Origin of the sequence: Pseudomonas petrae, from assembly GCF_021728295.1 — a bacterium.
Lineage (GTDB): Bacteria > Pseudomonadota > Gammaproteobacteria > Pseudomonadales > Pseudomonadaceae > Aquipseudomonas > Aquipseudomonas petrae.
Genome location: NZ_JAKJXE010000005.1, coordinates 138,179 through 162,778, shown reverse-complemented (window position 1 = coordinate 162,778; position 24,600 = coordinate 138,179). Strand labels below are relative to the sequence as shown.

Here is a 24,600-nt window from a genome sequence, read left to right as displayed (position 1 = left end):
AACACCTGGGGAGATAATAATGACAACGACTCACTACACCGGAGAAGAGCGGCGCAAGCGGATTTTCGCAATTGTGGGCGCCTCGTCGGGCAACCTCGTCGAATGGTTCGACTTCTACGTCTACGCCTTCTGCGCCATCTATTTCGCGCCTGCGTTCTTTCCTTCCGATGACCCGACTGTTCAGTTGCTCAACACTGCGGGCGTCTTCGCCGCGGGCTTTCTGATGCGGCCGATCGGCGGCTGGTTGTTCGGTCGCGTGGCCGACAAGCACGGCCGCAAGAACTCGATGATGATTTCCGTGCTGATGATGTGCGCGGGCTCGCTGGTCATCGCCTGCCTGCCCACGTATGCGTCCATCGGTGCCTGGGCGCCGCTTCTGCTGCTGATGGCGCGCCTGTTCCAGGGCCTGTCGGTGGGTGGCGAGTACGGCACCACCGCCACCTACATGAGCGAAGTCGCGTTGCGGGGGCAGCGCGGGTTTTTCGCTTCGTTTCAGTACGTGACGCTGATTGGCGGCCAGTTGCTGGCCGTGTTGACCGTGGTCATCCTGCAGCAATTTCTCAGTGCCGACGAGCTGAAAGCCTACGGCTGGCGGATTCCGTTTGTGGTCGGTGCGGTTGCTGCGGTGATCTCGCTGGTGCTGCGCCGGTCGCTGAAAGAGACCACCACGGCTGAAGTCCGTCAGAACAAAGATGCGGGCAGCATGTCTGCGCTGTTTCGCGATCACAAAGCGGCGTTCATCACCGTGCTGGGCTACACCGCCGGCGGCTCGCTGATTTTCTACACGTTCACCACTTACATGCAGAAATACCTGGTCAACACCGTGCACATGGATGCCAAGGTCGCGAGCTACATCATGACCGGCGCGCTGTTCCTGTACATGTGCATGCAGCCGGTGTTCGGCATGCTCGCGGACAAGATCGGCCGCCGCGCTTCGATGCTGTGGTTCGGCGGGCTGGGCACCCTGTGCACCGTGCCGCTGCTGCTGACGTTGAAAACCACCACCAGCCCGATCATGGCTTTCGTGCTGATCACCCTGGCCCTGGCCATCGTCAGTTTCTACACCTCCATCAGCGGCTTGGTGAAGGCCGAGATGTTTCCTGTTCAGGTTCGTGCGCTGGGCGTCGGCCTGGCCTATGCCGTGGCCAACGCGATCTTCGGCGGCTCGGCTGAATACGTGGCACTGGGCCTGAAGAACATGGGCATGGAAAACACTTTTTACTGGTACGTCACCGCGATGATGGCGATTGCTTTCCTGTTCAGCCTGCGGTTGCCGAAGAAGCCGGCTTACCTGCACGAAGATCACTGATCCCGGATCTTGAGGCGCGCGTCCTTGCAGGGCGCGTGCTGTCCATCTTCATCACACTTATTCCACGTGTTTAACGGAGCGACTGCCATGGCGTTCGTACAACTCGAAGACGGTGAGCTGCATTATCAAATCGATGGCCCGGCGGATGCACCGGTGCTGGTGCTGTCCAACTCGCTGGGCACCGACATGCAGATGTGGGACGCGCAGATTCCGGCGCTGAGCAAGTCATTCCGCGTCGTGCGTTACGACACGCGCGGCCACGGGAAGTCCCTCGTCACTCAAGGGCCTTACACCATCGAACAACTGGGACGAGACGTGCTGGCGCTGCTCGATGCATTGAAAATCCACCGTGCGCATTTCTGCGGATTGTCCATGGGCGGCCTGATCGGTCAGTGGCTGGGCATCCATGCCAACGACCGGCTGCACAAGCTGGTTCTGTGCAACACCGCCGCGAAGATCGGCGACACGGAAACGTGGGCGCCGCGCATCGCGCAAGTGGAAAAAGGCGGCGAACGGGCAATGAAAGAGATGGCCGCCGGCGCTATAGGTCGCTGGTTTACCCCCGGCTTTGCCAGCCAGCACCCCGACAAGGTTACGCCCACCACCGACGTGCTGGCGGCAACTTCTCCGCTGGGTTACGCCGCGTGCTGCGCTGCTGTCCGGGATGCCGATCTGCGCAAGGAAGTCAGTTCGATCACCGTACCCACGCTGATCATCTGCGGCAGCCATGACGCCGTCACCACGGTGGCGGACGGGCACTTTCTGCAGAACCACATTTACGGCAGCGAGCTTTCCGACTATTACGCCGCGCACCTGTCCAGCGTCGAGCTGGGCGACGTCTTTGCCTTGCGCGTGACGGAGTTTTTGTTGGCGTGATCGCTGCGCAATATTCGCGTACTGATTGAACCTGCCAATGCAACAAGCAAAAAAAAACCCACCAATCGGTGGGTTTTTTCATGGGCGCTGGATCAGAACAAGCGGGTAGACGGCACATCGCCCGCGGTCGGCTGACGCTCGCCGGTCGGGGTCTGTTCGTACCAGCCGCCGCCCAGTGCGCGGTACAGATTGACCTCGCTGTTTAGCTGCGACAGACGATCTGTGATCAACGACTGTTGCGCGCTGAACAACTGACGCTGGGCGTCGAGGAAGGTCAGATTGCTGTCGATCCCGATGCGATAGCGACGCTCGGCCAGACGGTAGTAGTCCTGGTTGGCGTTGACGAAATCGGTCTGCGCCTTGAGCTGATCGGTGTAGGTCTTGCGCGCGGCCAGACCGTCGGAGACTTCCTGGAACGCAGTCTGAATCGCCTTCTCGTAGTTGGCGACGCCGATGTCTTTCTGGATCTTCGAGTAGTCGAGGCTTGCGCGCAGACTGCCCGCGTTGAAGATCGGCAGATTGATCGTCGGCTCGAACAACCACGTCCCCGAACCGCCTTTGAACAGGCCGCTTAGATCGCCGCTCGCCGTACCGGCACTGGCCGTTAGGCTGATGCTCGGGAAGAACGCCGCACGTGCGGCGCCGATATTGGCGTTGGCGGCTTTCAGGTTGTACTCGGCCTGCAAGATGTCCGGACGACGCTGCAGCAGCTCGGACGGCAGGCCCGGCGGCATTTCGTTGAGCATGTCAGCACTCAACGGCTTCGACGCGGGCAGGTTGGCCGGCAGACTGGTGCCCAACAGCAGCACCAGATTGTTCTCGTCCTGGGCGACCAGCCGCTGATACTGAGCCAGCTTGACGCGGGCGCTCTCGACGGAGGTGCGCGACTGCGCCAGATCCAGCGCCGAGGCCACACCGACTTCGCTGCTGCGGGAGGTCAGACGCAAGCTTTCTTCAAAAGCGCCCAGAGTGTCCTGGGTCAGTTTCAACAGCTCTTTATCCGCTTCCCACGTCAGGTAGGCGTTGGCAACGTTGGCCACCAGACTGATCTGCGTGCTGCGACGGCCTTCTTCACCGGCGAAGTAGGTTTGCAGCGCCTGCTCACTCAGGCTGCGTACGCGGCCGAACAGGTCCAGCTCATAGGAACTGATGCCCAGACCCACCGAGTACTGGCTGGTGATATTGGCTTCGCCCGTCTGCGACAGGTCGCCGGGAACGCGCTGACGCGTGCCGCTACCCGAGGCTGCCACGGCCGGGAACAGGTCCGCACGTTGAATGCGGTACTGGGCGCGGTAGGCGTCGATGTTCAGCGCGGCAACGCGCAGGTCACGGTTGTTCTGCAGTGACGTCTGAATCAGTTGCTGCAGCGCCGGGTCATGGAAAAACTGACGCCAGCCTTGCTCGGCGGCAGCCTGGTTTGCCGCCTGGGCCGGCGAGTACGCCGGACCTTGCGGAAACTGAGCGGGCACCGGTGCGGCGGGCTGATTGTAATCGGGGATCAACGAGCAGCCGCCGAGAATGAACGCGGTGACCGCCAGCGAGATCAGGGACTTGCTCATTGGCCAGCCTCATCGTGTGGAGTGTGTTTCTGTTTGCCTTTGAACATCGAGGATATCGAAACGAAGAACAACGGTACCCAGAAGATCGCCAGAATAACCGCGGTGATCATACCGCCGATCACGCCTGTACCGATCGAATGCTGGCTACCGGCACCGGCGCCCGAGGAAATCGCCAGCGGGACCACACCGAGGATGAACGCCATGGACGTCATTACGATGGGCCGCAGACGCATCCGACAGGCTTCGATGGTTGCATCGACGATGCCCTTGCCCTGCTCATGCAGCTCCTTGGCGAACTCGACGATCAGAATGGCATTTTTCGCCGCCAGACCTACTGTCACCAGGAGACCTACCTGGAAGAACACGTCGTTGGACAGGCCGCGCAGGCTCGTCGCGATCAGCGCACCGATAACCCCAAGCGGGATGACCAGCAACACCGCGATCGGAATCGACCAGCTTTCATACAACGCCGCCAGACACAGGAACACGATCAAAATGGACAGTGCGTACAGCGCTGGCGCCTGAGAACCGGACAGACGCTCCTCATAGGACAGACCCGTCCAGGAAAGACCAACGCCGGCCGGCAACTTCTTCGCCAACTGCTCGACCTCGGCCATCGCCTCACCGGTGCTGTAACCCGGCGCCGGAGTACCCAGCACTTCCTCGGCCGGCACACCGTTGTAACGGGACAGCTTCGGCGAACCGAACGCCCACTCGCCGGTGGCGAACGAGGCAAACGGCACCATTTCGCCGGCAGTGTTGCGCACGTACCACTTCTTCAAGTCTTCCGGCTTCATCCGCGCACTGGCATCGCCCTGCACGTACACCTTCTTGACCCGACCGCGGTCGATGAAGTCGTTAACGTAGTTGCCACCCATCGCGATGGACAGCGTGGTGTTAATGTCCGACAGGCTCAGACCCAAGGCCTGCGCACGCTCGTCATCGATGACCAGTTGATACTGGGGCTCATCGTTCAGACCGTTCGGACGCACGCCCGCCAGGATCTTGCTCTGTGCCGCCATGCCCAGCAGTTGATTACGCGCTTCCATCAGCTTGGCGTGACCCACGCCGCCCTGATCCTGCAAGTACACATCGAAACCGGTGGCGTTACCCAGTTCCAGTACCGCAGGCGGTACGACCGCAAAGGTCATTGCGTCGCGGAAGCCGAAGAAGTGCTGCTGCGCCCGTTTGGCCAGCTCGAACACGCTGTTGGAGGCATCACGATCACCCCACGGTTTCAGCATGATGAACGCCAGACCGGAGCTCTGACCGCGACCGGCAAAGTTGAAGCCGTTAACGGTGAACACCGAGTTGACCGCGCCCGATTCTTCTTCAAGCAGGTACTTACGCATGTTGTCGATGACGGTTTGCGTACGTTCTGCCGATGAGCCCGGCGGTGTCTGCACCTGGGCGAAAATAACACCCTGGTCTTCTTCCGGCAGGAACGCGCTCGGAATGCGGGTGAACATCCAGATGGTGCCGCAGACGATCAGCGCGTAAACGATAAAGGCCGGAATCTTGTGCTTGAGCATGTTGCCGACGCCGCGCTCGTAGCTCACTACGCTGCGGTCGAAGGTACGGTTGAACCAGCCAAAGAATCCACGTTTCGGCTGCCCGTGCTTCTCGTGATCGATTGGCTTGAGCAGGGTAGAGCACAACGCCGGGGTGAAGATCAGCGCGACCAGTACCGAAAGCGCCATCGCCGAAACGATGGTGATCGAGAACTGCCGGTAGATCACACCCGTGGAGCCGCCGAAGAACGCCATTGGCAACAGAACCGCACACAGGACGAGTGCGATACCGACCAGTGCGCCCTGGATCTGCTCCATGGATTTGATCGTGGCGTCCCGCGGCGAAAGTTTTTCCTCCGCCATGACCCGCTCGACGTTTTCCACCACAACGATGGCATCGTCCACCAGCAAGCCGATGGCAAGGATCACCCCGAACATGGTCAGCGTGTTGATAGTGAAGCCGGCGGCGGCGAGGATCCCGAACGTCCCCAGCAATACCACCGGCACGGTCATCGTGGTGATGATGGTGGCGCGGAAGTTCTGCAGGAACAGGTACATCACCAGGAACACCAGGATGATCGCTTCACCCAGGGTGTGAACCACCCCGGTGATGGATTCCTCAACGACCGGCGTGGTGTCGTACGGGTAGACCACCTTCATGCCAGGCGGGAAGAACGGCTCCAGCTGGGAGATCGTGGCGCGGATCGCCTTGGCGGTGTCCAGCGCGTTGGCACCGGTCGCCAGCTTGATCGCCAAACCGGAAGCCGCCTTGCCGTTGAACTGCGCGTCGACGCTGTAGTTCTCGCCGCCCAGACCCACTTTGGCGACGTCTTTGAGGCGTACCTGAGAACCGTCCTGATTGACCTTCAACAGAATGTTGCCGAACTGCTCGGCCGTCTGCAGACGGGTTTTACCGATGATCGTGGCGTTCAGCTGCTGACCCTTGAGCGCAGGCAGACCGCCGATCTGGCCGGAAGACACCTGAACGTTCTGGGCGGTGATGGCCGTTTTGACGTCAACCGGGGTCAGCTGGAAGTTGTTCAGCTTGGCCGGGTCGAGCCAGATACGCATGGCGTACTGGGCACCGAAGACCTGGAAGTCACCCACACCGGAGGTACGGGAGATCGGGTCCTGCATGTTCGACACGATGTAGTTGGACAAGTCTTCCTTGCCCATGCTGCCGTCTTCGGACACCAGACCGACGACCATCAGGAAGTTCTTCACCGCCTTGGTCACGCGGATACCCTGTTGCTGCACTTCTTGCGGCAGCAGCGGGGTGGCGAGGTTGAGCTTGTTCTGCACCTGAACCTGCGCGATGTCCGGGTTGGTACCCTGGTTGAACGTCGCGGTGATGGTCATGCTGCCGTCGGAGTTACTTTCCGATGACACATAACGCAGGTTGTCGATGCCGTTGAGCTGCTGCTCGATCACCTGAACCACGGTGTCCTGCACGGTTTGCGCGTTGGCGCCCGGGTAGGTCACGGCGATCGCGATGGCCGGCGGCGCAATGGCCGGGTATTGGTTGATCGGTAGCTTGAGGATCGAAAGCGTCCCCACCAGCATGATCACGAGGGCAATTACCCACGCGAAAATCGGCCGGTCGATAAAAAATTTCGACATGAGTTACTCCCCTTTGCTGCCTGCGGCTTTATCAGTTGCCGGGGCAGGGGCCGGGTTAGCTGCATTGACGTTGGTGGCTTCGGCCACTTTCACTTGAGCGCCTGGCTTTACGTATTGCAGCCCTTCGGTAATCACGCGATCACCTGCGTTCAGGCCTTTCTCCACCAGCCAGTCGCTGCCGATGGTGCGATTGGCGACCAGGGTGCGGGATTCGACCTTGTTGTCGGCGTTCACCACCAGTGCGGTCGGTGTGCCTTTCAGGTCGCGGGTAATGCCCTGCTGTGGAACCAGGATCGCGTTCTCGGCCACGCCCGATTGCAGTCGTGCATGCACGAACATGCCTGGCAGCAGCGTGTGATCCGGGTTAGGGAACACGGCGCGCAGGGTCACGGAACCGGTGGTCTGATCGACCGACACTTCGGAGAACTCAAGCTTGCCTTCAGTCGGATAGAGACTGCCGTCTTCCAGCACGAGTTTGACCTTGGCGGCGTTGTCCCCGGCTTTCTGCAGCTTGCCGCTTTCCAGGTCGCGACGCAGCTTGAGCATTTCGGCCGAAGACTGAATCACGTCGACGTATATGGGGTCGAGTTGCTGAATGGTGGCCATGGCATCGGCCTGACCATTGCTGACCAGCGCACCTTCTGTCACGAGCGAGCGGCCAATGCGGCCGGAAATCGGCGCGTAGACCTTGGTGTAGCGCAGGTTGATTTCTGCTGTCTGTACCGCCGCCTTCGCTTCGCGAGCCGAACCCACTGCCGTGTCGTATTCCTGACGGCTGACGGCTTGCTCGTTGATCAGCTGCTTGTAGCGGCCGGCGAGGGAGTTGGAGGATTCGTAGGTCGCTTTGGCGCTGTCCAGGGTGGCCTGGTAAATCGCCGGATCGATCTGGTAGAGCTGCTGACCGGCTTTGACGTCTGCACCTTCAGTGAACAGGCGCTTGAGGATAATGCCGTTCACTTGCGGACGCACTTCGGCGATCCGGAACGCGGTGGTCCGGCCCGGAAGCTCAGACGTCAGGGTATAGGCCTGGGTTTTGAGAGTAACGACGCCGACCTGAGGAGGCGGTGGTGCTGGGGCCGCTTCTTCCTTCTTGCTGCATCCGGAGAGCAGCGATGCCAGGGCGACGGCAGTGACCAGTACGGTAACAGCTGGCTTGAATTGCATGAAGATCCTCGGGTCAGGAGCCTGAACTCATGGAAAGTGGAAAGGGGGCAGGAACGTATTCCTGCTAGATAAGTAGGATGCTAATGAATATACTTACATTCACGGTTGTTTGTAAACACCCGCGAGTGCGACACTCCAACGCACCGAGGGCATCGATTGTAGGTCCGGGACAAGGCATTACAAAGGCCGCCCGACGTGCTGTGCAGGCCACTCGAACAGAGCGCCTGGGGCATTTTCATTGAGGTTTTTACTGCCATGGTTCGACGCACGAAAGAAGAAGCTCAGGAAACGCGCAAGCAGATCCTCGAAGCTGCCGAGCAGGCTTTCTACGATCGAGGGGTTTCCCGTACGACGCTCGCAGACATTGCGGCCTTGGCCGGCGTGACCCGCGGCGCGATCTATTGGCATTTCAGCAACAAGGCCGACCTGGTCCAGGCCATGCTCGACAGCCTGCATGAGCCTCTTGAAGAAATGGCGAGGGCGAGCGAAAGCGAAGATGAAGTAGACCCGCTGGGATGGACGCGCAAGCTTCTCACTCATTTGTTTCAACAAGTTGCCAGCGACCCCAAAACCCGCCGCATCAATGAAATTCTGTTTCATAAATTCGAATTTACCGACGAAATGTGTGACATGCGGCAACAGCGGCAATTTGTCTGGCTCGACGCCAACGAGCGAATTGCACTGGCGCTCGGCAATGCTTCCCGGCAAGGCCAACTCCCCGCTGACCTGAATCCCCAACGCGCTGCGATCTGCCTGCACGCTTATGTGCACGGCATTCTTGGCCAGTGGCTGCTGGTGCCGGAAAGCTTCTCGCTGCAAGACGACGCGGAGCGACTGGTCGACGGCATTCTCGACATGCTCCGCTTCAGCCCGGCGTTACGCGACCCGGTGTCTCCCGCTTCCTCAATCCACTGATCTGCCAGCGCCGGGTAAAAGTGCGCTGTGTGGCGGTTGGCCTGTATCTATACCGCGCCTGACCTTCGCTGAACAGGCGGTTTACCTTCGCTTTACTCAGCAAGCCCGGTGATTCAGCGCTCATTCAGGCACTGGTAGCCATTGAAATGCCGAATGCTGCCCTATTGCAATCTTGCGTCTACGCTCCCCGCATAACCAATAAGAGTGGGGGCGAAGCGATGGCAGTCGTGTCAAAAAACGCATGCAGACAACTTCTGGTTGGTGCGCTCGTCGCCCTGTGCATCGGGCATGCCTGGGCAGCGGGCGACGAAGCGCAGGAAGCGGCAGCGGCCAAGGCGCTGCTGGAAAAAGCCGTGGCCCGTTACCGCGTCCAGGGAGACAAAGCGCTGGCCGAGTTCAGCCGTCAGGGCGAGTTTGTCGATGGCGAGCGTTATGTCTTCGTCACTGATACCAAGGGGATCATGCTTGCAAGTGGCGGCCCATCGGTCGCGTTGATCGGTCGTGACGTATCGTCGGTGCTCGATCCCGAGCTGCAGAAAAACTTCCGGCAGGTGCTGCAAACACCAGAAAGCGCCGGCGTTCAGCAGGCCGAATATCGCTGGCAGAACTGGCGCGATGGCGAAGTCGAGCGCAAGCGTGTGTATTTTCAGCGCATCGGCGATCGGGTTCTGGCCGTCGGCTACTACGTTCCCCGCGCTTCGCCGGAGCAGGCGAGGGCGTTGCTCGACACGGCGTCCAAGGCGCTGGAATAGGATAAAGACGGCACCCTTCGCGCGATCAATGACCTCAAGGGCGGATTTCTCCAAGACGATCTCTACGTCTTCGTGGTGGACGTGGACACCAAACGTTATGTGGCCCACGGCACCAACCTGCGGCTGGTGAATACCGACTTCAGCAAGGTGAAGGACCCGGAAGGCAAGCCGGTCGGCATTCCGATGCTCGACCTGGTCAAGAAACAGCCCGAAGGCGAGTACGAATACCGCTGGCGCAACCCGGTCACCAGCAAGATCGAACACAAGCACGCCTACGTGCGCAAGGTCGGTGAGTTCCTGGTGGCGGTAGGTTACTACAGCGGCTGACTGTCCCGAGAGGTGCTGGCAGACACCGTCACCGGTCCTTGTCGTCTCGTCCGCGCAGCAGGTGGTTGGGCATCGCCAGCGCGGCCGACAGTCCCAGCAGCGACACCGCCGCGCTGGCCATCAACAGGTGCTGAAAGGTCATCGACAGTTGCCCGCGCAGCAATTCAAGGGCGGGGCCGCTGGCGGCGTGCAGGCTGTCCATCAGTAGATTGCCCGAACCTTCGCCCGGAATTGAACTGCCTCCGACCTGGGCAATGCCGGACCCGGCGAGCATCGCCAACAGTAATGCCGACATTGTTGCCACCCCGACGGCGCCGCCCAGGGAGCGGAACAGGTTGGTCGTGCTGGTCGCCACGCCCATGTCTTTGACCTCCACCGAGTTTTGCGTGCCCACCAGCGAGGTTGGAAATTGCATGCCGCTGGCGATGCCGGTGAGGACCATGAACAGGCTCGTCAGAATGGCCGACTGCGGCGGCGTGAAGGCAATGCCGAGGATTGCCAGCGGCATCAAGGCTGCGCCGGTGAGGATGATTGGCTTGTAGCGCCCCGTTAGCGAAGTGCGTCGACCGCCGAAGTACGCGCCCAGGGGCATGCCGATGGCCAGCGGCATCAGATGCAACGCCGCGCTGTCGGCCCCTGCGCCGGTGACGGTCTGGAAGCGCAACGGCAGCAGCACGATCAGCGAGATAGCCTGAAAGCTGGTGAAGAAAATCGTGCACCAGCAGAGCACCGCGCTGCGATTGGCGAACAGGTGCATGGGCAGCAGAGGCTCGCGAGTGCGCCGTTCATACAGCACAAAAATCACCAGCGCGAGCAGCGCCACCGCCAGTTGCATGACCACCGACTCGTCGCGCCAGCTGTGACCCTGCCCGATTTCGGTAACGCCCAGCAGCAAGGCGGTCAGGCCGATGATCATCAACACCGTGCCCAGGTAGTCGATCACCGGTTTGCGTTGGGGGATCGGCAGGCCGACCAGCGTTTTGCGCGCCACCCACCATGCCGCCAGTCCCAGTGGCAGATTGATAATGAAAACCCAGCGCCACGACAGGTACTCGGTCATAAAGCCGCCGAGCACTGGCCCGGCCACGCTCGCCGCAGCGTACATCCCGCTGAAGTAACCCTGATAGCGACCGCGCTCCCGGGGCGGGACGATGTCGCCGATGATCGCCTGGCTCACGGAAACCATGCCGCCGGCGCCGATGCCTTGCAGTACACGCGCCAGCACCAGTTGTTCCATGCTCTGAGCAATGGCGCAGAACAGCGAGGCGAGGGTAAAGGTCGCCAGACCGAACAGCATCAAGCGGCGCCGGCCGTACAAATCCCCCAGCTTGCCGTAAATCGGCACCGCCACGGTGAGCGCGACCATGTAGGCGGAGATCACCCAGGCAAGCAGGTCGAAATCCTGGAATTGGGCGGAGATGGCCGGCATCGAGACCGCAACGATGGTCTGATCCAGCGCGCTGAGGAAGACGGCCATCATCAGCGCAAACAGAACGCTGCGGATGTCTGGACGGGGTTGGTTGAGGCTCGTCACAGGAGGGACTCGACTGGCAGATTGTCCCGCTGAGCAGGCAGGAATTTGTGCCAAGTCTAGTCCGTTAGCTTGCTAATCGATAGCAGGCTGTGGGGATTTTCGCAGTACGTTGACCCGCGTTACGTTGACCGGCATTTGCCGTCAACGAAGGGCGCTGAACGTCGCATCAGTGGGCACGCAATGCCCCATCGTGCAGACCACCGCCATGCGTGGCGTCTGCCGCATTTGTTCGATTCGGTAGGCACCTGCGGCATACAGGCTCAACACGGCAGCAACGGCGACGACATAAACACACTGTCTTTTTATTGTGGTTCTCATGACATTTGCCTCGATCCGGTAGGACATCTGTTTCAGAGCGGACATTGTCAGTGTAGGTCGCTATTGGCGGGTGGGCCGGGCGATGGGGATTGAATGTTTGTATCAGGCGGGCCATTGGTGAAGAGCCGGCATTGCGCCGCTCAGCCGATGCGCCGCTCAGCCGCCTGCAGCGACAGCCAGTCCAGCAAATCCTGCAGCGACGATGGCACGCCGGCGCCCTTGGGATGGACGAAGTAATACGCCGCGCCGGTCCGCACTTTCAGCTCGAAAGGCATGACCAGACGCCCCGCGCTCAGGTCCTCACCGATCAGCGACCAGTCGCCAATGGCAAGGCCCGACCCTTGTGATGCGACGGTCATCGCCAGGTCCATCGTGTCGAAGTGCTGGCCCTGCTCGACATTGCTCAGCTTCGCCCCGGCGGCCTTCAGCCACAGCGTCCAGTCCCGCTCGTCAAGGGTGGGGTGCAGCAGCATGTGCCGTTCCAGATCGGCGAGGCCGGAGAGGGGATTGCTCGCCAGCAGCGACGGTGAACACACGGGCGTCAGCTGTTCATCGAACAGGCGCTGCACGTGGGTAGCCTCACCCGGGTGTGCGCCGAACACGACGGCGGCGTCGAAATCCTCACGTCGAAAATCCACCACGTGCGCGCTTGTCGTGGTCAGTTGCACCGGCACATCAGGCCGTTCTTTCTGCCACTGCATCAGGCGCGGCAACAACCAGCGGCTGATGCAAGTCGGCGCCTTGATCTGCAGCGCCCTCGGTCTGGCATTCACCTGATCCACCGCTTCTTCGATCAGGCTGAACACCTGTTCGATGCGCGGCAGCAGCTCGCGGCCCTGGGCGGTCAGGCTCAACCCCCGGGCCTGACGATTGAACAGGCGATAGCCCAAATGAGCTTCGAGTCCGGAGATCTGCCGGCTGACCGCGCCCTGGGTAATGTGCAGCGCCTCGGCGGCCCGGGTGAAATTGCAGCACTTCGCCGTGATCAGGAACGTGTGCAGGGCGGGCAGGGGAGGAAGGCGTTTCATCGGCAGGTGAGCCATGCGCTGAGAACATGGCTAAGCATGACATTTTTTGCGTTGTGGTCGATACGGCCGCGCGGTTTCAATCTCCATCTATAAGCCGGGCCGAGCGTAAGGGTCGTCGGGCAAGACGTCACAAAGGGGCGGACACATGGCGACGTGCGGGGAAGTGCTGGTCAGGTTGCTGGAAGGTTACGGGGTCGAGCGGGTGTTCGGGATTCCGGGCGTGCACACGGTCGAGCTTTACCGAGGGCTTGCGGGGTCGTCGATCAAGCACATCACCCCGCGCCATGAACAGGGCGCAGGGTTTATGGCCGACGGTTATGCGCGCACGCGAGGCAAGCCCGGCGTGTGCTTCATCATCACCGGCCCTGGCATGACCAACATCACCACTGCGATGGGCCAGGCCTACGCGGACTCGATCCCGATGCTGGTGATTTCCAGCGTGCAGTCGCGCAGCCAATTGGGCGGCGGTCGCGGCAAGCTACATGAGCTGCCGTCGCAGAGTGCGCTGGTCGCGGGCGTCGCGGCGTTCTCCCACACGCTGATGTCAGCGGCTGAGTTGCCTTCGGTGCTGGCCCGGGCGTTTGCGGTGTTTCAAGCGGCGCGACCGCGCCCCGTGCATATCGAGATCCCGCTGGATGTGCTGGTGGAAAATGCCGACGCCCTGATGCACAGCCAACCGGTATCGGTAACGCGCGCGGGGCCGGCACCTGCTGCGATCCGGCAAATGGCGAATCTGCTCGCCACTGCGCAACGGCCGTTGATTCTCGCGGGAGGCGGCGCCATAGACGCCGGCCCGGCGTTGACGCGTCTGGCCGAAAGGCTCGGCGCGCCGGTCGCGCTGACCATCAACGCCAAAGGCATGCTGCCGGGCGCTCACCCGCTGCTGATAGGCTCGACGCAGTCCCTCGATGCCACGCGTGAGGTCATTGAAAGCGCCGACGTGGTGCTGGCCATCGGCACTGAACTGGCGGAGACCGATTACGACATCACCTTTCAGGGCCACTTCAAGGTTCCGGGCGCGTTGCTGCGCATCGACATCGACCCCGATCAGACCGTGCGCAACTTCGCGCCGACGGTTGCGCTGGTCTCCGACGCTCAATGCGCCGCCGAGGCCTTGGTGGATGCATTGGCAGGCGAAGTGCTGGCGCCGCGCAGCGAAAACTGGGGCGCTGCGCGGGTTGCGGCGCTGAAGACGAGTCTTGAGGCGGGGTGGGACGACGCCACCCGTGCGCAGACGCTGTTTTTACAGACGGTGCTCGACGTGCTGCCGGAGGCCGTGATCGTGGGCGACTCCACCCAGCCGGTCTACACCGGCAACCTGACCCTGGACCTCGACAAGCCCCGCCGCTGGTTCAACTCATCAACCGGTTACGGAACCCTCGGCTATGCATTGCCTGCTGCCGTGGGCGCATGGCTCGGCAGTCGCGACGCCGGAGAATCCAATCCAGTGGTGTGCCTGATTGGCGACGGCGGCCTGCAGTTCACCTTGTCCGAGCTGGCGAGTGCGGTGGAAGCGCGAACGCCCATCGTCGTGCTGCTGTGGAATAACCATGGTTACGAAGAGATCAAGAAGTACATGGTCAACCGCGCCATTGAGCCAATCGGCGTTGACATTTACACGCCTGATTTCATTGGTGTGGCCAAAGCACTCGGATGCGCCGCGCAGGCGGTCGGCAGCGTTGAGCAACTGAGGGCAGCCCTTGACTCAGCCAGTCAGCGCGACGGCCCGACGTTGATCGAGATCGACCAGAATCGCTGGATGAGCGCCTGCGTCTGACGTCCAGTTCTGGCTGACCGTGACGGAGGGTTTGCCATCACGGTCACCGCATTATCAAACCGTGCTACGCAGCCGCGCCAGGTCGCGCAACGGTGGCGCGCCGAACAAGCGGCTGTATTCGCGGCTGAATTGCGAAGCGCTTTCGTAGCCGACCCGGTAACCGGCGGCCGACGCTTCCAGGCCGTCCGCCAGCATCAACCGCCGGGCTTCCTGCAAGCGCAGTTGCTTCTGGTATTGCAGCGGGCTCATGGCCGTGACGGATTTGAAACGGTGGTGCAGCGTCGAGACGCTCAGGTTCACCTCCTTGGCGAGATCTTCAATGCGCAGCGGCTCCTGGAAATGGTCGTTAAGCCACTTGATCGCCTGGGTGACGCGATGGGTCTGGCAATTGGAGATGGCGATTTCATACAGCCGATGCCCTTCGCTCCCACGCAGGAGTCGATAAAGGATTTCCCGGTTGATCAGCGGCGCGAGCATGGGAATGTCTTTCGGCGTGTCCAGCAGGCGGATCAGGCGGATGACGGCGTCGAGCAGCTGTGAGTCGATCCGCTCGACGTACATGCCGCGCCCGCTGTGACGCGTCGGCACGCTCATCGGACCGGCTTCGGCGATCAATGCGTTGATTTCCACCGGATCGATTTCCAGGCGCAAGGCCAGGTGCGGCTCTTCCGGGGTCGCGTAAATCACCTTGCCGCTGATGGGCAGGGCCACCGACAGCACCAGGTAATTGAGCGGGTCGTAGGTGTACAGCTCGCCGCCCAGCGTCACGTCCTTGCGGCCCTGAGCCATGATGCACAGCGCCGGTTGCACCAGCCCCGGCACCGATTGCGACGGACGATCGTGGCGAACCATGAACAACGGCTTGATCACCGTCTGGAAACTGCCATCGACGGGGGCATGCCGGCGGATCAGTTCTGCCAGCTCGGCGCGCTGTTGCGTCATCTGCGCGCTCAGCTCGGCAACAGGTCGAGCATCCGGGGCGGACGGCGCAAGAGCGGATAGCGACATGAGAAATTCCTCTGAAGGGGTGTTGATGCAGCACAGCTTATTTTTGGGCAAGCGCAAGCGTTAGGCGAATCCTGCCGGATGCTTGCCTGATTCTGTTGCCGATGTGTTGCGTTGCCATGAACGGGCCCTGTTCGCTTGGGATCGTTGCTCGAAAGTCCATGGGCATCACGGGGCGTAGCGGCGAGGCCGGCCGTCACTATGAACCTGTCAACGCAGAATCAGGCAATAACGGGGCAGTAATTGGCTACCGCAAGGTGCGCGCCTGCCCCTAACCTTCACTTCCCGCCGCAGCCTGTTTCACGGATATCCGAACCCGGAGCGCGGCATGCACGCAAAAGACAAGCACGTAAAGAGAAGGAGCGCAGAGCATGCTAAATACTTCAGTCGTGAGCCATTGGGTCTCCGTCCGCGCCCGCCCCGGACACAGTGCGCAACTGGGTGCCCGCTTGAGCAGCCTGATCAGCCCGTCGGCCGGCGCGCCGGGTTGTCTGCACTTCGCCCTGCAGAAGTCCCTGACCGACGAAGATCTCTGGGTCATCACCGGCACTTGGGCCGATCCCTCCGCAATGAACGACTGGTTCGCCGCGCCTGAGCTCAACCTGTTTTCCGAACTGGTGACCGAGTTGCTGGTGGCGAGCCTGGACTTCCAGACCTTCGCCACGGTGACGATGGCTCAGGCACCGACGGCTCCTGTCGCTGTGGAGGCTCGCCTGGCGGGGTAACAGGGTTCGGTGCTTTTGTTCGGCGGCAGCCGATAAGGCCTGCGAAGAAAACCTTTCAAGTGTTCGAACGCCTGCGTTTAAAATCCTGCCTTCATTTTTCCAGGCAGGGCGTCGGACCATGGCACGCAAAGAATTCCAGCATCACGAAGCCGTTTCGGCTGCCGTCCCCGGTGACGACGGCTACAGCGCCGCGATCGCCGTCAAGGCACGGGTCATGGGCGGTGCGCCGACCTTTCACCGGGTGCTCGCCGAGCAGAAATTCGCTACCGCGCTCGCCGCTGACGACGCCGCCGTAAAAGAGCTGGAGCGGCTCGCTGACATCACGCAAGAGGGCGAACTGGTATTCGCCCAGGATTGATCAGACTTTTGGCCGGTACATCTTGAACAGCGACTCTGCGCTCAGCTGAAAATAGTCAGCCGGGCCACCGCCGCGCAGGATGGGTTCGCCGGCTGCGGTGTCATACACACCTTCCTTCAGCAGCCGCTTGGCGATATGCACCGCCACCACTTCCCCCAGAATCAGCCAGCTCGGCACGACTTCCTTGTCGGCGCGTTGCAGCTGGATGATCTGCGTCACTTTGCATTCAAACGAAACCGGCGTCTCCTTGACCCTCGGCACGGAAACGATGCGCGACGGTTCTGCCGTCAGGCCGGCCAGCTCGAACTCGCTCACGTCCGCCGGCACTGCCGCGCAACTCATGTTCATCTGCTCGGCCAGGCTGCGCGTGGCGAGGTTCCACACGAACTCGCCGGTCTGTTCAATGTTGTTCAGGCTGTCTTTGCGACCGATGCTGCAGAATCCGATGATTGGCGGCACATAGTTGAACGCGTTGAAGAAGCTGTAGGGCGCCAGGTTCAGCTTGCCCTCTGCGTCTTGGGACGAGATCCAGCCGATCGGGCGTGGTCCCACGATGGCGTTGAACGGGTCGTGGGGCAATCCATGACCCTTGGACGGTTCGTAGAAATGAATATCGTCTGACATGGTGTGTTCCTGAATGGGGGTGTGCCGGCGTGGCGGCCACGGTGTGCGTGTGCACGGGATGCAGGCCGACATAGTGCAAGGCATTGGATGAGGATTCCAGCGACCTCCGAACCCTGGGCAAAAAAAAGCCCGACAAGTGTCGGGCTACAAAGGGAGTTCAGGAGGTGGAACATGAAGCGGTAAACATGAATCGGTCGGTATGACGCGGGAAACGCTTAGCTGGCGCGGTTGGCACCGACGCGATCAGCGCCGTCAGCGGCCAGGCGGTTTGCACCGATGTGGTCAGCGCCGTCAGCAGCCTGGCGGTTATTACCTACGCGGTCAGCGCCGTCGGCGGCGAGACGATTGGCGCCGACGTGGTCAGAGCCGTCGGAAGCCTGACGATAAGAACCGGTGTGTGACGCGTTGGTGTGAGAAGAACCGCCTTCTGCTACAACAGTGCCTTTAAATGCAGAGTGCTGTTCGGAAACAGGCAGAGCGAATGCGCTCGATGCCAGGATGGACAGACTAAGGCCAAAAATAATATTCGAAGTTTTCATGAGTGTTGCTCCAGTAAGTTCAATAATTTTTTCAACTTGGGAATGGAGCCAATATTACGCGCGTGCAGATTAAGCTGAAGTTAACGCTGTTGCTATCGACCATCGCTAAAAATGATAGTCGGCTGGAATGCCCGGTTTTAAAGCGCTGCGGAGAGATTTGCGCTGGATTGGGGCAATTTTCACCAGCGAAGGCGAATTTGCCTGTTGACTCGGGTTTTGTTCTTTGCTAGCGGGCTGCGCGAAAGAAGGGGGTGTGGGGCATCATGGTTAACCGGATCGGGATGGGTACATGAGTCGGTCCTGACGGATATCCGCCGTGAGCTCAGTCAAACCAAGGGTTTCAGGTTTTGTAACGCAGAAAAATTAAGCCCGGCATAAAGCCGGGCTGAGAGAACGTCATGGGTGTATCAGCTCAGGTGATTTGCACCAACATGGTCCGAGCCATCAGCAGCAAGACGATTTGCGCCTACGTGGTCCGAGCCGTCAGCCGCTTGGCGATTGGCACCAACACGGTCAGCGCCGTCAGCAGCAAGGCGGTTGGCACCTACGTGGTCCGAGCCATCAGCGGCTTGGCGGTTAGCACCGACGCGGTCAGCACCATCAGCAGCAAGGCGGTTTGCGCCTACGTGGTCCGAGCCATCAGCGGCCTGACGGTTGGCACCTACACGGTCGGCACCATCAGCAGCAAGGCGGTTGGCACCCACGTGATCAGAACCGTCAGCAGCGACACGACCGATGTTAGTGTGGGACGAGCCATTTTCTGCAACGACCGCAGCATTAACTGCGTGGTGGGCATCAACAGCGGGAAGTGCAAAGGCGCTGCTTGCAAGAATGGAGAAAGCGAGGCCGAAGATCAGTTTGTTAGTTTTCATGTTAGTTGCTCCAGATCGATTTAATTTATGGGTAACTCGGTATGGAGTGAACTTTACTCGCCTCAGAATTATTAAGAAGTCAATCGCATTAGTAGCGATCATCGTTGAAATTGATACTGAGAAAAGCGATCGGTATTCATGCACTTAGCGGCGCTTGCGAATGAAAAAGGGCAGCTCATGTGCGTGAGCTGCCCTTGATTCTCTGCCTTGGAGCGCTGGTCGAAGCTGCTTGCCAGCCCCGTTTCAGGTCAGTCGGTCTCGATCCGCGAGTGCTTGCGGGTGTCTTTCATGAACACATACACCAGCAGCGACACCGCGATGCAGGCGGTGACGTACCAGTAGTAACCCGTCTCCATGCCAACGCTCTTGAACCACAGCGCGATGTATTCGGCCGTGCCGCCAAAGATTGACACCGTCAGTGCATACGGCAGACCGACGCCTAGCGCGCGGATCTCGGTCGGGAACAGCTCGGCTTTCACAACGGCGTTGATCGATGTGTAGCCGCTGACAATGATCAGCGCTGCCATGATCAGGAAGAAAGCGCCCCACCAGCTTTGGATGGTGTGCAAGGTGGTGAGGATCGGCACGGTACACAAGGTGCCCAGCACACCGAAGGCGATCAGGATCGGGCGGCGGCCAATCTTGTCAGACAGCGCGCCGATCACCGGTTGCAACAGCATGAACAGGAACAGCGTGGCGGCAGAAATTGTCGTCGAATCGGTGATGCTCATGCCCACCGTGTTCACCAGGTACTTCTGCATGTAAGTGGTGTAGGTATAGAAGGCCAGCGTGCCACCCATGGTCAGGCCGACGACGGTCATCAGCTCCTTCGGATGGCGCATCAGTGTGCGCATCAGGCTTTCTTTGGGTTTGTCCTTCTTGCGGGTGAACGACTCGGTTTCTTCCATCCCGCGACGCAGGAACAGGGCCACCACCGCACACAACGCACCAATGGCAAACGGAATGCGCCAGCCCCACGTTTGCAGCTGTTCAGTGGTCAGCGTTTGCTGCAGGACAATCAGCACCGCCAGCGCGATGAGCTGGCCAGAGATCAGCGTCACGTACTGGAAGCTTGAAAAGAAACCCCGGCGCTCCTTGGTCGCCATCTCGCTGAGATAGGTCGCCGAGGTGCCGTACTCGCCACCCACCGACAGGCCCTGCAGCAGGCGGGCGAACACCAGCATGATCGGCGCGCCGACGCCAATGGTTTCATAACCGGGGGTAAGGGCGATGATCAGCGAACCGAAACACATCAGCAGCACCGACGCCATCAGCGCGGCCTTGCGACCTTTGCGGTCTGCGTAGAGGCCCATGAGCCAGCCGCCGATGGGGCGCATCAAGAAGCCCACAGCAAAGATCGCGGCGGTGTTGAGCAATTGGGCAGTGGTGTCGCCCTTGGGGAAGAAGACTTTGGCGAAGTAGAGGGAGAAGGCGGCGTAGACGTACCAGTCGTACCACTCGACCATGTTGCCGACCGAACCGCTGAAAATGGATTTCAGGCGACTTCCGGTGGTTTTCTCGGCGGCTGGCGTGGCAGCCGTTCCGTGGGAGACAGAATTGGGAATGGCCATTGGATTTCCTGCAAGTCATTGTTGTTAGAAGGAACGCATCGAGGCGTTCTGACGACAGTAATAGCAGGAGCTGTGCCAAGGGCTGAAAGCCCCGAAATAGCAGGGTTGGCGTGGGGCGGGTGAGCGGGAATCCGCTTGTTGTCTGAAATCCCTGAGCGAAAATCCGCTCATTGCCAGAATTCCTTTCACGGCTAAAGCCGGTCCAGTGACACCCCGCGTGGTTTTCGTAGGACTGGCTTTAGCCGGGAAGGCGTCGGGTGTCACGCCGCAGAATCGAGGTTGTTCGAACTGGCCTCCTCCCGGCTGAAGCCGGTCCTACTGACGCACTGCGATCATTCTGTAGGACTGGCTTTAGCCGGGAATGCGTCGGGCGTCACGCCGCAGAGCAATTGACCTGCCGCAGATCGGAATGTAGGAGCGCGCTTGCCCGCGAAATCGTATGCACGACGTACCCGTATGCGTTGGATGGGCCGGCCTCTTCGCGGGCAAGCGCGCTCCTACACCGATCAGCAGCGGACAATGAGCTCTGGTTGCACACGCTGGCGTCTTCCCGGCTGAAGCCGGTCCTACTGACGCACTGCGATCATTCTGTAGGACTGGCTTTAGCCGGGAATGCGTCGGGCGTCACGCCGCAGAGCAATTGACCTGCCGCAGATCGGAATGTAGGAGCGCGCTTGCCCGCGAAATCGTATGCACGGAGTACCCGTATGCGTTGGATGGGCCGGCCTCTTCGCGGGCAAGCGCGCTCCTACACCGATCAGCGGCGGACAATGAGCTCTGGTTGCACACGCTGGCCTCTTCCCAGCTGAAGCCGGTCCTACTGACACACTGCGATCATTCTGTAGGACTGGCTTTAGCCAGGAATGCGTCGGGTGTCACGCCGCAGAGCAAATGACCTGCCGCAGATCGGAATGTAGGAGCGCGCTTGCCCGCGAAATCGTATGCACGACGTACCCGTATGCGTTGGATGGGCCGGCCTCTTCACGGGCAAGCGCGCTCCTACACCGATCAGCGGCGGACACTGAGCGCTCGTGGCACACACCGTCCTCTTCCCGGCTGAAGCCGGTCCTGCTCAGATCAGATCTGCGCATTACCTTCGATCAGGAAGTCCTCGCGCACCAACCCATGTCGCTGCATCTTTTCATTCAGCGTGCGGCGGGGCAGTTGCAGTTCGTGCATGACCGCTTTGATGTCGCCCCGGTGCCGTCTCAGCGCCGAGCGAATGCAATGCGCTTCGAACGTTTCTTGCTGCGCCACCAGCGACTGCCCCACCGGGATGCCTTCAGCAGCCGGACCGTCCAGCCCCAGTACCTGGCGCTCGGCCGCATTCGCCAGCTCGCGCACGTTCCCCGGCCAGTCGTGGCTGAGCAGCTGACTCAGTTGTTCACCGCTCAACACCGGCGCGCTACGGCCGAGGCGATCAGCCGCATTCCGCGAGAAATGGCTGAACAGCATCGGGATGTCTTCTCGCCGTTCACGCAGCGGTGGCAGGCGCAGTTCGGCGATGTTCAGCCGATACGCCAGGTCTTCGCGAAAACGCCCGGCCCTGGCTTCGTCCAGCAGATCGGGCTTGGTCGCGGCAATGATGCGCAAATCAATATCGATGCTCTGGTTTGAGCCCAGTCGTTCGATCCGCCGTTCCTGAATCACCCGCAGTAATTTGACCTGCTGCGCCAGCGGCATGCTCTCGATCTCGTCGAGAAACACCGTGCCGCCGTGGGCATACTCCAGTTTGCCGATTCGCTTGCCCTGGGCGCCGGTGAACGCGCCGCTTTCGTGGCCAAACAGCTCGGCTTCGAACAGCTGCTCCGGGATCGCCGCGCAGTTGACCGCCACGAAGGGTTTGTTGGCTCGCGGACCAAAGTCATGCAGGCAACGCGCGACCATTTCCTTGCCGCTGCCGGTCTCGCCGCGAATCAGCACGTTGACCGGCAGTTGTGAGAGGTCCAGGACCTGCCGCCGCAATGTCTGCATCGTCGGCGACATACCCAGCAGCGTTGTATCAAGGCGTGAGCGGTTGTCCGCCTGCTCATGCAGGGCGCGGTTTTCCAGCACCAGCGCGCGCTTTTCCAATGCCCGCCGCAAACTGCCGAGCAGCGTCTCCGGGGTGAACGGCTTCTCGAGAAAGTCATAGGCGCCGTCGCGCATGGCGTCCACGGCCATCGGCACGTCGCCGTGGCCGGTCAGCAAGATCACCGGCAAATCACGGTCCCGCTGCTGCAACTCGGCCAACAACTGCAAACCATCCATGCCGGGCATGCGTACATCGCTGAGGATCACGCCGGGAAAGTGCTCAGGCACCTGCGCCAGGCATTCCTCGGCACGGCTGAACAGGCGCACCTCGAACCCGGACAGCGTCAGCCATTGCTCCACCGCTTCCCGAATGGGCGCCTCGTCATCCACCACAATTACCGAGTTCAGCATGGGGCTTCGGCCTCCGGGGCCTTGGTCAGACAGAAGAAAAACCGCGCGCCGTTATTGACGTTTTCGGCGCTGAGCCGGCCGCCCAGTTCATGCACGATGGCAAACGAAACCGCGAGCCCCAGGCCCAGGCCATCGCCCACCGGTTTGGTGGTGAAAAACGGATCGAAGACGTTGACCAGATGTTCTTCGGCAATTCCGCCGCCACTGTCGATGACGGAAATGCACCAGTGCTCGCCGGTTGCGTCGATGCGGATTTCCAGACGCTTGAGCGGTTTGTCGCCCATCGCGTCCAAGGCGTTGCGCATCAGGTTGATCAGCACCTGTTCCAGCCGAATCGCGTCGCCGCGCACCCAGGCCGGACGCGTCAGGTCGAGCACACAGTTGACGCGCTCTTCCCGAATCCGTGCGTCCAGCAACAGCAGCGCCTGGTCGACCACGGTGGCCAGATCGAGGCGCTCGCGCAGGCCGCTGGGGCTTTTGCGGGCGAAGGTTTTCAGGTGGCCAGTGAGCGCGGCCATCCGCGTCAATTGCTGATCGAGCAGGCTCAACGCCTTGTACGCATCGTCAACACGGCCATGCTCCAGCAATAGACGCAGGGTGGCGAGTTGCATGCGCTGCGCCGTCAGTGGCTGGTTGATTTCGTGGGCGAGGGCGGCGGACATCTGCCCGAGAGCCGCGAGCTTGGTCGACTGCACCAGACCGTCCTGCGCGGTTTGCAGGTCTCGCGTGCGTTCTTCGACCAAGCGCTCAAGCTCTTCGCGACTGCGCTGGCGCATGCGGCCAAGTCGCCAGCGCTGATACAGAAACAGCCCGAGGAACACCAGCGTCAGCCAGATACCTGCCGCCGCCAGACCGGCATTGCGCACGTCTTCACTGGCAGGCTGGGGTTTACGCAGCAGGTGCAAGGTCCAGTCCTCGGTCGGCAAGGGCATCGACTGCCACAAAAAATCGGCTTGCTCGTTGGGGGCGTCGACGCGGCTGAGCTGGCTATTCTCGCCGAACGTACGCAGCGGCGTCTGATGCAAGGGCGTCAGCGGCTGCTTGTCGTACTGACGCGTGCTGGCCAGTTCGGCGCGGTCTTGCTCGGTTAGAAGGCGCAGGGCCCGATAGCGCCAGCCCGGCTGATTGGCGATGAAGACGATGCCCTTGGCGTCGCTGACCAGCAGCAGATCATCGCTTTGCGCCCAGGTGTGTTCCAGGTCCGGAAACTCGAGCTTGACCACCATCGCACCGATGAACTGCCCGGCCTCGTCGCGCACCGCGTTCGACAGGAAATAACCCGGGATGCCGCTGGTCACGCCGACGGCATAAAAGCGCCCGACACCGGTGGCGCGGGTTTGTGTGAAGTAGGGACGGAAGCCGTAGTTGTGGCCTACATAGCTGCTCGGCAGACGCCAGTTGCTGGCGCCGACGGCAAGGCCGTTGCGGTCGAGCAGTTCGAGGGTGGAGGACTGGGCAGCGCCGTTGATCTGCTCCAGTTTGAGATTGAGCGCCTGGGTGGTGCCGGCGCTGACCGGTCCGCTCAGCGCCGCCCGCAGTTGCGGATCAAGGGCCAGAACAGCCGGCAGTGCCCGGTAGCGCTCGATCAGGGTTTGCAACGTGTTGGCGTAGAGTGCCAGCCGATCCCTGGAACGTTCAGCGTCGTCTTCAAGGGCATGCCGCTGAGCCTGATGCATCGCCAGCGTCGCCACGATGACGGCACCGGCGAGGATCAGCAACACGTAGAGCGCAAGGCGGACGGAACGGGGCATGGGCATGACCTCCTTTCAGTGGCTGGCGCGTGGCCCCGGAT

General features: G+C 61.1%; 18 protein-coding genes and 1 pseudogene. 7 read left to right on the top strand and 12 right to left on the bottom strand.

What is annotated here, in order from left to right; genetic code table 11:
- Positions 1-19 precede the first annotated feature (19 nt).
- Positions 20-1,309: an MFS family transporter gene (locus L4G42_RS10370; RefSeq protein ID WP_237250435.1), complete on the top strand. Its 1,290-nt coding sequence runs from the start codon at positions 20-22 to the stop codon at positions 1,307-1,309.
- A gap of 87 nt (positions 1,310-1,396) precedes the next feature.
- Positions 1,397-2,185 carry a 3-oxoadipate enol-lactonase gene (pcaD, locus tag L4G42_RS10365; protein WP_237250434.1) on the top strand — a complete coding sequence of 263 codons (789 nt, stop codon included), beginning with the start codon at positions 1,397-1,399 and terminating at the stop codon, positions 2,183-2,185.
- A 92-nt stretch (positions 2,186-2,277) separates the two neighbouring features.
- Here the strand turns inward: pcaD and L4G42_RS10360 are convergent, their stop codons facing one another.
- The 3 genes from L4G42_RS10360 to L4G42_RS10350 are packed head-to-tail and all read right to left on the bottom strand — an operon-like array spanning position 2,278 to position 8,039.
- Positions 2,278-3,744, bottom strand: a complete 1,467-nt coding sequence (locus L4G42_RS10360) for an AdeC/AdeK/OprM family multidrug efflux complex outer membrane factor (protein ID WP_237250433.1) — start codon at positions 3,742-3,744, stop codon at positions 2,278-2,280.
- Positions 3,741-6,875 carry an efflux RND transporter permease subunit gene (locus L4G42_RS10355; RefSeq protein WP_237250432.1) on the bottom strand — a complete coding sequence of 1,045 codons (3,135 nt, stop codon included), beginning with the start codon at positions 6,873-6,875 and terminating at the stop codon, positions 3,741-3,743. The genes L4G42_RS10360 and L4G42_RS10355 overlap by 4 nt, the downstream gene beginning before the upstream one ends.
- 3 nt (positions 6,876-6,878) lie before the next feature.
- The gene (locus L4G42_RS10350) at positions 6,879-8,039 is read right to left on the bottom strand and encodes an efflux RND transporter periplasmic adaptor subunit (RefSeq protein WP_237250431.1); all 1,161 of its coding nucleotides are present in this window, start codon (positions 8,037-8,039) and stop codon (positions 6,879-6,881) included.
- A 255-nt stretch (positions 8,040-8,294) separates the two neighbouring features.
- Here L4G42_RS10350 and L4G42_RS10345 point away from each other — a divergent pair, with 255 nt between their 5' ends.
- Together L4G42_RS10345 and L4G42_RS10340 are read left to right on the top strand one after the other, a co-directional pair.
- Entirely contained in the window at positions 8,295-8,954 is a 660-nt protein-coding gene (locus L4G42_RS10345; protein ID WP_237250430.1) for a TetR family transcriptional regulator, read from the top strand.
- Positions 8,955-9,172: 218 nt separating this feature from the next.
- Positions 9,173-10,033 (top strand): annotated as a pseudogene (locus L4G42_RS10340) (cache domain-containing protein).
- 28 nt (positions 10,034-10,061) lie between these two features.
- Here L4G42_RS10340 and L4G42_RS10335 read toward each other — a convergent pair.
- Positions 10,062-11,567, bottom strand: a complete 1,506-nt coding sequence (locus L4G42_RS10335; protein ID WP_237250429.1) for an MDR family MFS transporter — start codon at positions 11,565-11,567, stop codon at positions 10,062-10,064.
- A 458-nt stretch (positions 11,568-12,025) separates the two neighbouring features.
- Complete coding sequence (locus tag L4G42_RS10330; protein WP_237259575.1) at positions 12,026-12,913, bottom strand: LysR substrate-binding domain-containing protein; 888 nt, start codon at positions 12,911-12,913, stop codon at positions 12,026-12,028.
- 145 nt (positions 12,914-13,058) lie between these two features.
- Here L4G42_RS10330 and L4G42_RS10325 point away from each other — a divergent pair, with 145 nt between their 5' ends.
- On the top strand, positions 13,059-14,690 hold the full coding sequence (locus L4G42_RS10325; protein WP_237250427.1) for a 5-guanidino-2-oxopentanoate decarboxylase: 1,632 nt from the start codon (positions 13,059-13,061) through the stop codon (positions 14,688-14,690).
- 54 nt (positions 14,691-14,744) lie between these two features.
- Here L4G42_RS10325 and L4G42_RS10320 read toward each other — a convergent pair whose 3' ends face one another.
- Positions 14,745-15,698: an AraC family transcriptional regulator gene (locus L4G42_RS10320; RefSeq protein WP_419789362.1), complete on the bottom strand. Its 954-nt coding sequence runs from the start codon at positions 15,696-15,698 to the stop codon at positions 14,745-14,747.
- A 368-nt stretch (positions 15,699-16,066) separates the two neighbouring features.
- Between L4G42_RS10320 and L4G42_RS10315 the strand changes: the two genes are divergently transcribed.
- Positions 16,067-16,420 carry an antibiotic biosynthesis monooxygenase family protein gene (locus tag L4G42_RS10315; protein ID WP_237250426.1) on the top strand — a complete coding sequence of 118 codons (354 nt, stop codon included), beginning with the start codon at positions 16,067-16,069 and terminating at the stop codon, positions 16,418-16,420.
- Positions 16,421-16,538: 118 nt separating this feature from the next.
- Entirely contained in the window at positions 16,539-16,778 is a 240-nt protein-coding gene (locus L4G42_RS10310) for a hypothetical protein (protein ID WP_237250425.1), read from the top strand.
- Here the strand turns inward: L4G42_RS10310 and L4G42_RS10305 are convergent, their stop codons facing one another.
- The 6 genes from L4G42_RS10305 to L4G42_RS10280 form a co-directional block, all read right to left on the bottom strand.
- Positions 16,779-17,402, bottom strand: coding sequence for a flavin reductase family protein (locus L4G42_RS10305; RefSeq protein ID WP_122536018.1), 624 nt, complete (start codon positions 17,400-17,402; stop codon positions 16,779-16,781). It abuts the gene before it with no gap.
- Positions 17,403-17,617: 215 nt separating this feature from the next.
- Entirely contained in the window at positions 17,618-17,941 is a 324-nt protein-coding gene (locus L4G42_RS10300; protein WP_237250424.1) for a hypothetical protein, read from the bottom strand.
- A 407-nt stretch (positions 17,942-18,348) separates the two neighbouring features.
- The gene (locus tag L4G42_RS10295; RefSeq protein WP_237259574.1) at positions 18,349-18,813 is read right to left on the bottom strand and encodes a hypothetical protein; all 465 of its coding nucleotides are present in this window, start codon (positions 18,811-18,813) and stop codon (positions 18,349-18,351) included.
- 248 nt (positions 18,814-19,061) lie between these two features.
- Positions 19,062-20,384: an MFS transporter gene (locus L4G42_RS10290; protein WP_237250422.1), complete on the bottom strand. Its 1,323-nt coding sequence runs from the start codon at positions 20,382-20,384 to the stop codon at positions 19,062-19,064.
- Between the two features lie 1,077 nt (positions 20,385-21,461).
- Positions 21,462-22,808 carry a sigma-54-dependent transcriptional regulator gene (locus L4G42_RS10285; RefSeq protein WP_237250420.1) on the bottom strand — a complete coding sequence of 449 codons (1,347 nt, stop codon included), beginning with the start codon at positions 22,806-22,808 and terminating at the stop codon, positions 21,462-21,464.
- Positions 22,802-24,565, bottom strand: a complete 1,764-nt coding sequence (locus L4G42_RS10280) for a sensor histidine kinase (protein WP_237250419.1) — start codon at positions 24,563-24,565, stop codon at positions 22,802-22,804. The genes L4G42_RS10285 and L4G42_RS10280 overlap by 7 nt, the downstream gene beginning before the upstream one ends.
- Positions 24,566-24,600: the final 35 nt, after the last annotated feature.

Coding starts and splice junctions, on each gene's coding strand:
- L4G42_RS10290 (WP_237250422.1), bottom strand. CDS start 20,384: ATGGCCATTCCCAATTCTGTCTCCCACGGAACGGCTGCCACGCCAGCC.
- L4G42_RS10280 (WP_237250419.1), bottom strand. CDS start 24,565: ATGCCCATGCCCCGTTCCGTCCGCCTTGCGCTCTACGTGTTGCTGATC.
- L4G42_RS10305 (WP_122536018.1), bottom strand. CDS start 17,402: ATGTCAGACGATATTCATTTCTACGAACCGTCCAAGGGTCATGGATTG.
- pcaD (WP_237250434.1), top strand. CDS start 1,397: ATGGCGTTCGTACAACTCGAAGACGGTGAGCTGCATTATCAAATCGAT.
- L4G42_RS10345 (WP_237250430.1), top strand. CDS start 8,295: ATGGTTCGACGCACGAAAGAAGAAGCTCAGGAAACGCGCAAGCAGATC.
- L4G42_RS10285 (WP_237250420.1), bottom strand. CDS start 22,808: ATGCTGAACTCGGTAATTGTGGTGGATGACGAGGCGCCCATTCGGGAA.
- L4G42_RS10360 (WP_237250433.1), bottom strand. CDS start 3,744: ATGAGCAAGTCCCTGATCTCGCTGGCGGTCACCGCGTTCATTCTCGGC.
- L4G42_RS10310 (WP_237250425.1), top strand. CDS start 16,539: ATGGCACGCAAAGAATTCCAGCATCACGAAGCCGTTTCGGCTGCCGTC.
- L4G42_RS10295 (WP_237259574.1), bottom strand. CDS start 18,813: ATGAAAACTAACAAACTGATCTTCGGCCTCGCTTTCTCCATTCTTGCA.
- L4G42_RS10355 (WP_237250432.1), bottom strand. CDS start 6,875: ATGTCGAAATTTTTTATCGACCGGCCGATTTTCGCGTGGGTAATTGCC.
- L4G42_RS10330 (WP_237259575.1), bottom strand. CDS start 12,913: ATGAAACGCCTTCCTCCCCTGCCCGCCCTGCACACGTTCCTGATCACG.
- L4G42_RS10300 (WP_237250424.1), bottom strand. CDS start 17,941: ATGAAAACTTCGAATATTATTTTTGGCCTTAGTCTGTCCATCCTGGCA.
- L4G42_RS10320 (WP_419789362.1), bottom strand. CDS start 15,698: ATGTCGCTATCCGCTCTTGCGCCGTCCGCCCCGGATGCTCGACCTGTT.
- L4G42_RS10350 (WP_237250431.1), bottom strand. CDS start 8,039: ATGCAATTCAAGCCAGCTGTTACCGTACTGGTCACTGCCGTCGCCCTG.
- L4G42_RS10325 (WP_237250427.1), top strand. CDS start 13,059: ATGGCGACGTGCGGGGAAGTGCTGGTCAGGTTGCTGGAAGGTTACGGG.
- L4G42_RS10370 (WP_237250435.1), top strand. CDS start 20: ATGACAACGACTCACTACACCGGAGAAGAGCGGCGCAAGCGGATTTTC.
- L4G42_RS10315 (WP_237250426.1), top strand. CDS start 16,067: ATGCTAAATACTTCAGTCGTGAGCCATTGGGTCTCCGTCCGCGCCCGC.